Source organism: Nitratidesulfovibrio liaohensis (assembly GCF_011682075.1).
In the GTDB taxonomy this organism is placed as follows: domain Bacteria; phylum Desulfobacterota; class Desulfovibrionia; order Desulfovibrionales; family Desulfovibrionaceae; genus Cupidesulfovibrio; species Cupidesulfovibrio liaohensis.
The window spans coordinates 1-6,582 of record NZ_VSMK01000109.1 but is presented as its reverse complement, the minus strand read 5'-3'; the positions used below and the strand labels follow the sequence as shown (position 1 = coordinate 6,582).

Sequence of the window (6,582 nt, the reverse complement as noted above, 5' to 3'; positions counted from 1 at the left end):
GCCTGGCCTGCCCTGCGGCCGCCAGCGACACGCACTCCCGCGAGCAGTAGCGGCGATGGGCGCGCCCCGGCGGCATGGGGCCACCGCACAGTTGGCAACGTTCGGGCCGTTCCAGGGTTCGCGCGGCAGCATGGCAGGAGCGGCTGCAATACCGCCCCCGGCCATGCAGCAGCCGGGCAGGGTTGACGGAAAATGGCGTGTCGCAATGCAGGCAGGTCACTATCGGCATGACGCACCTCCTTCAAAGAAGCGGTTGCACGCCTCCAGCGCGCGCAGCCGTGTGCGCGCCGTTTCGGGCGTGGGGTGGCGAGCTTCGTCGTGGCTTGCGTGGTACAGACCAAGCAGGCGTCGGTGCTCGTCAACCTCTATGAACATCATGGGCAGCCGCCGGTCATGCAGGCTGCATCCTTCGGCACAGGCCGGGCACAGCACCATGCCGGCCACAACCTTGGCCTCGACATCTCCCAAGCCGAACGAGCCTCCGCATACGGCACATCTGGTGCCGTGTGACATTGCGCGCATTTCCATCCCTCTCGGCGCGTCGATGCCGGTACGCTCCCCAGAGGGCCCGGCTCGGACGGCTTGTTTATCAGTTATTCTATAAAATGCCGCTTCGCCGTTTCCGCCGGAACCGGCCCGCCCACCATTCGCCCAGAAAGGCCACGCGGCGTCGCACAAGGACATCAAGGGCAGCGACATGTCGTGCGCACAGATATTTCACACTTCGCACATAAACGTCAAGAGTATCGGTGCGCCGATGGCAGTTTTTCGTGGACATTCGCACAGAATGTGCTAACATCACATACATGAGCGAATACGATTCCACGAACACCGACTGGGACGAGCTTCGGGAGTACGTCATCGACGCGCTGCACAGCGTGGGCGGCGTGAAGCGCCTTGCGGAAATCGCGGGGGTCAGCGAGCGCACCGTCTACGCCTGGAAGAACGGCGAACGCTTTCCCAGCCGGTCCAACCTGGCGCGGCTCACCGAGCACCTGGACCGAATCTCCGCCACCGGCGGGCTCCAGCCGCATCGGCGCGGCCTGCAGGAACGCATGCTGCGCCCCTACGGAGAAGCCCCGCGCACGGCCGCCGGGCAACCGGAAGCACCGGAAGAAGCCCGACGCATGGCCGAGGAATTCGTACTGGTGGACAGGGCGGAAGCGCGTCCCAGTGCGGGTGGCGGCTCGTTGCAGACCGGCGGGCGCCCGCAGGAACAGCACGCCTTCAGACTGGACTGGGTGCTGGGCCGGGCAAGGTCCACCACAGGCCTGTGCCTCATGGAGGTCATGGGCCGGTCCATGGAACGCACCCTGCACGACGGCGACCTGGTGCTGGTGAACCAGCACGACCATGCGCTGGCGGAAGACCGCATCTACGTGCTGCGGGTGCAGGATGAAATCTACATCAAGCGCTTTTCCCGCACGCCGGGGCGCTACCATTTCCGGGGAGACAACCCGGAATTCGCTTACCAGGACATTGAGATCGACCCCCGCGACGAAGCCCTGCAATGGGAGGTCATCGGCCGGGTCATCTGGGCGGGCAAGGAACTGTAGCCCGGCACAGCGCCTTGCCGTAGGCCGTTATGGCCTCGCCGCCCCGACAACGCGCCAGCGTGCATGCCCTTCGTGTGCCGCGCCATCGGCAATGCCAGGCCCCTCCCCGGCTCCGGCCCTATCCCCACCGCAACCGAATTGACCTGCCATGGTCAATCCCGTGCATTTCCCCTCCCATTGCCTTTCCCCAACTCTCCCACCCTCCCCACCGTCCCTTGTGACGCGCCCTGCTGGATCGTTTGCACATTTTGTGCGATAACGTCTCCACATCGGAACCCGGAGGCCCCATGCACGTCACTCCCGCCCTTTCCGCACCGCGCACGCCCATTCCCCAGGCGCTTTCCACTCCTGCCTGCCCGCACCAGGCACAGCAGTCCGCCACCTTCGCCCAGCCCGGCGTCGGTGCGGAATTGCCCGCGCCGCCCCGACGCCATCGCCCCCCCGAGACCAGTGGTCGGCCCGTGTGGTCCGAAGGGCGCGGTCCCGACCCCGCGCCGCCCTTCCTGATCCGCTGGCACCCCACAGATGGCGACACCCGCCACGAACAGGCCACCACCCGTGCCGAAGCCCAGGCTCTGGCCCGTGACGCGCGCGACGCCACGGCGACGGACGTTGCCGTATACCGTCTGTGGAGCGTCCTGCCCGACTGACCGTACCGGACTGGCTGGACCGGATGGCCTGGGGTCGGCCTGCCCCCGCGACCTGCTGCCCGGCGAACTCGCCAACCACCACGGGCCCGTCCCCGCCCCATGCCACACCTGCCCCCTGCGCCTCCCCGTCCCTTCCTTTCTCGCCCGCCATCCTCGCCCGCCCGCTCCCCCTGCGCCCCTCGCCGCAACAACCGCCTCTCGTTATTTCCAGACTTCTGGACAATATTCCCCGCGCTCGCCTATACTGAGTCCTGCATCCCCGCCCGGCCTCGCGGGCATCTCCACGGCCGGAAGGAGCCCCGCCATGCCCACCCCCTCGGGCCCCATGCTGTTCCGCCATCTTTCCGTCTTCCAGCGGCTGCTCATCGGCACGCTGCTCATCGTCGCCTTCAGCATCGTGCTCGGGTACAGCACCCTGAGCCTGATGCGCGACATGGCCGAAGACGCCAACACCGTCTATCGGCACACCTTCATCGCCACCAGCAGCCTGCAACAGGCCAAGGAAAGCGTGGAGCGCATGCGCGCGGCCATGCGCGAGCAGATCATCGAGGTGGACGAAGCCATCAAGGCCGAACAGGTGGCCACCCTGCGGCGAGAGGAACGCCTGTTCCACGACTGCATGGACGCCGTACGCGCCAACTTTCGGGGCAACCCGGCCCTCATCGACGCCATGGCAAGCCGTTACGACGACTTCCTGTCCATGCGTGACAGGGCCATGGCCATGTCCGAGAACAGGGAGATACAGGAAGCCTGGCGGCTCACAGAATCCTCGCCCCAGAACCCGGCCGACCGTCTGCTGCAGGCCATCGACGACCTGAAGCACGCGGCCCGCTCCATGGCGGAACATTTCTTCCAGTCTTCGGTGGCGGAAAACCGTACCACGATGTTCAAGGCCATCGCGGCGTACGGGTTGTTCTGCGCCCTCGTCGTGGCCATCACCTATCTTGTCAGTTGGAGCATCCGGCGGCGCCTGCTGGCCCTGACCGGCTGCGTTCAGGCACTGGCCGATGGCGACCTGGACGTACGGGTGCCCTATGGCGAAGAACGCAACGAAATGGGGGCCATGGCCCGCTCGCTGGAGATACTGCGGGGCGTTTCGCGCCAGATGGAACAGCAGCGCTGGATCAAGGCCCAGATGTCCGAGACTGCCACCGCCCTGCAACAGGCGGGCGATCTGAGTTCCTTCGGACAGCGCCTGTCCGCCGTGGTCGCGCAAGTTTCCGGCGCCCCCTACGCGGCGCTGTACGTGCCCAACGACGACGGCATGCACCTGGACCTTGTGGCCTCGCTGGGGGGCATCGTCGGCGGTCCTCCCGCCAGCATCCCCAGGGACGGCGGACTGGTTGGCCGTTGCGCGACCATGCGCGTGCCGGTGGAGCTCACTCCGCCGGAAGGGGAAAGCCTGCGTTTCGCCACCGGGCTCGGCGACGTGCACCCCGCCTCGTTGCGGGCCTATCCGCTGCTGCTGGGCGAACGCCTGCTGGGCGTGCTGGAACTGGCCACCCTGGGGCCACTGCCTCCGCGCGCCGCCACCCTGTTCGAGGACATGCTGCCCATGGCCGCCCTGTCGCAGGAAGTGCTGGAGCGCAACCTGCACACCCGCAGCCTGCTGGAACAGACCCGCACCCAGGCAACGGAACTGGAGGAAAGCCGTGAACTCCTGCGTCGTAGCGAGGCGTTCTTTCGCGCCGTGTTCGAAACGGCGGGCATCGGCATCGTCAGCGAACGCAAGGGGCTTGGCATCGACAGGGCAAACCCAGCCTTCATCGATTTCATCGGCATCAGCGAACCGGAACTGCGCGGGCGCGACCTGGAGGACTTCTTTCACCCCGATGACCGCGAGGCGCTGCAAGCCCTGCTGGGCCGCCTGGATCCGGACAAGCCGGAATATGTCCACCGGCGATACGGCAGTCCGGAACATGACGGGCAGGACGCCAGCGGTCCGGACCCGACGCGTTCCACCCTTAGCGTCCGGGCAGAGCACCGCTACCTGCGCCCCGACGGCGAGGTGCGCTGGGCCGACGTACGCTGCGCCCTCATCGGCGACAGGGACATCACCCCCCGCCGGGTCACCCTGATCAACGACATTACCGAACTCAAGGAACAGCAGGCGGAACTGGAGGATACCGAGGCCTGGTACCGGGGCATCGTGCATTCCGCACCGGACGCCATGGTGGTGGTGGACGGAGAAGGACGCATCGTGCTGTGCAACCCGCAGCTTGAGCGGCTGTTGGGCTACGAGACGGGTGAGCTTGCCGGACGGCTGGTGGAGGAATTCCTGCCCGAAGAAGTGCGTGAACGCCACGTGAAGCTGCGCAACGACTTCCTGGCCTCGCCGCTCCAGGTCATCGGCCATGAACGCGAAGTGATTGGCGTGCGCAAGGACGGCACCCGCCTGCCGCTGGAAATCAGCCTCAGCAAGCTGCCCCCGTCCGACAGGCACCCCATGAGCGCCTGCGGCGCCCTGCGCGACATTTCCCTGCGCAAGCGCTCCGAGGCCGAACTGCGCCGGGCCAAGGAAATGGCCGAAGAAGCCACCCAACTCAAAAGCGATTTCCTGGCCAACATGAGCCACGAAATCCGCACCCCCATGAACGCCATCATCGGCATGGCCCACCTGGCCCTGAAGACGGAACTGGACCCGCGCCAGGCGGATTACGTGCGCAAGATACGCGCCTCGGGCCAGCACCTGCTGGGCATCCTCAACGACATCCTGGACTTCTCCAAGATCGAGGCGGGCAAGCTGACGGTGGAAAGCACCGAGTTCGAACTGGAAACCGTGCTCGACACCGTGGCCAACCTGGTGTCGGAAAAAGCCGCCACCAAGGGGCTGGAATTCGTGCTCGACGTGGCCGCCAACGTGCCCCCCATGTTGCGGGGCGACCCGCTGCGCCTGGGGCAGATTCTCATCAACTACGCCAACAACGCGGTGAAGTTCACCGAGCACGGCGAAATAGTGGTCCGTGTGGAAACGCTGGAAAAGGGCGATGCCGACGTGCTGCTGCGTTTTGCCGTGCGTGACACGGGCATCGGCCTCACCGACGAACAGAAGGCCCGGTTGTTCGTATCGTTCCAGCAGGCAGACACCTCCACCACCCGCAAGTACGGCGGCACCGGCCTTGGCCTTGCCATCGCCAAGAAGCTGGCGGACCTGATGGGCGGCGGCGTGGGAGTGGACAGCACCCCCGGCGGGGGCAGCACCTTCTGGTTCACGGCCCGGCTGGGCCTGGGCTCCGCGCGGCGGTCACTGGTGCCGCGCATAGATCTGCGCGGCCTTCGGGTGCTGGTGGTGGACGACAACCCCCAGGCCCGCATGGTGCTGGCCCACATGCTGGAAGGCATGACATTCCGCCCGGTCATGGCGGACGGCGGCGAGGCCGCGTTGCGCCTGCTGCGCGAGGCCCGGGACGCGGACAAGCCCTTCGGCATGGTCTTCCTGGACTGGCAGATGCCCGACATGGACGGGCTGGAGACGGCCCGCAACATCCGCGCCCTGTCGCCGGACCTGCCCGTGGTCATCGTCACCGCCCACGGGCGCGAAGAGATTTTCGCCGCGTCCGAGGGGGTGGGAGTGGCCGCCGTGCTGGTGAAGCCGGTACAGCCATCCCTGCTGTTCGACACGGCCATGCGCCTGCTGGGCGCGGTGCACCCGGCCCCGCGCGCCGCCGCGCCGCCGCCGGACACCCGGCCCACCATGCTCGACGGCGTGCAAGGGGCGCGCGTGTTGCTGGTGGAGGACAACGAACTGAACCGCGAGGTGGCCCTGGGCCTGCTGGCCGAGGCGGGGCTTGTCCCCGATGCGGCGGAAGACGGGGAGCAGGCGGTGCGCATGGTCAGCGGGGGCGCCTACGACCTGGTGCTGATGGACGTGCAGATGCCCGTCATGGACGGCTACGAGGCCACCCGGACCATCCGTCGCAGCCGGGGGGCCGACAGACTTCCCATCGTGGCCATGACCGCCAACGCCATGCAGGGCGACCGCGAGGCGTGCCTGGCGGCGGGCATGAACGACCACGTGGCCAAGCCCATCGATCCGGACGAACTGTTCGCGGCGCTGATCCGCTGGCTGCCCCGGCAAGGCGGGGCAAAGCGGGAGGACGCGACCGCCCCCGGCGCGCCGCCCCCCCTTCGCCCCACAGAGGAGACCGGGCAAACCGGCCAGGCTGGGCACAACGAAACCCGGAGCATCCTCGACCCGGAGGCCGGACTGCGTCGGGTAATGGGCAAGCAGTCCACCTACCACACCCTGCTGCGGCGCTTCGTTTCCCAGCACGCCGACGCGGCCACGCGCATCGCCGGGCTCATCCAGTCCGGCGACGGTGCGGCGGCAACGCGCGAGGCGCACACCCTGAAGGGCGTGGCGGGCACCCTGGGCG

The 6,582-nt window shown here is 67.4% G+C and carries 5 protein-coding genes; 3 read left to right on the top strand and 2 right to left on the bottom strand.

The window, feature by feature from the left end; all coding sequences use genetic code 11:
* Window positions 1–229, bottom strand: a 229-nt coding sequence (locus FVW27_RS04735) for a hypothetical protein (protein WP_208294635.1), incomplete at its 3' end; no start/stop codon positions are given.
* Window positions 220–468, bottom strand: coding sequence for a hypothetical protein (locus FVW27_RS04730; RefSeq protein ID WP_243838214.1), 249 nt, complete (start codon window positions 466–468; stop codon window positions 220–222). The genes FVW27_RS04730 and FVW27_RS04735, both read right to left, overlap by 10 nt.
* A gap of 338 nt (window positions 469–806) precedes the next feature.
* Between FVW27_RS04730 and FVW27_RS04725 the strand changes: the two genes are divergently transcribed.
* The 3 genes from FVW27_RS04725 to FVW27_RS04715 all read left to right on the top strand — a co-directional run.
* Entirely contained in the window at window positions 807–1,556 is a 750-nt protein-coding gene (locus FVW27_RS04725; protein ID WP_167123183.1) for an XRE family transcriptional regulator, read from the top strand.
* Between the two features lie 287 nt (window positions 1,557–1,843).
* The gene (locus FVW27_RS04720; protein WP_167123180.1) at window positions 1,844–2,206 is read left to right on the top strand and encodes a hypothetical protein; all 363 of its coding nucleotides are present in this window, start codon (window positions 1,844–1,846) and stop codon (window positions 2,204–2,206) included.
* 304 nt (window positions 2,207–2,510) lie between these two features.
* Window positions 2,511–6,582 (top strand): response regulator (locus tag FVW27_RS04715; protein ID WP_167123178.1); only part of this gene is annotated, 4,072 nt, incomplete at its 3' end.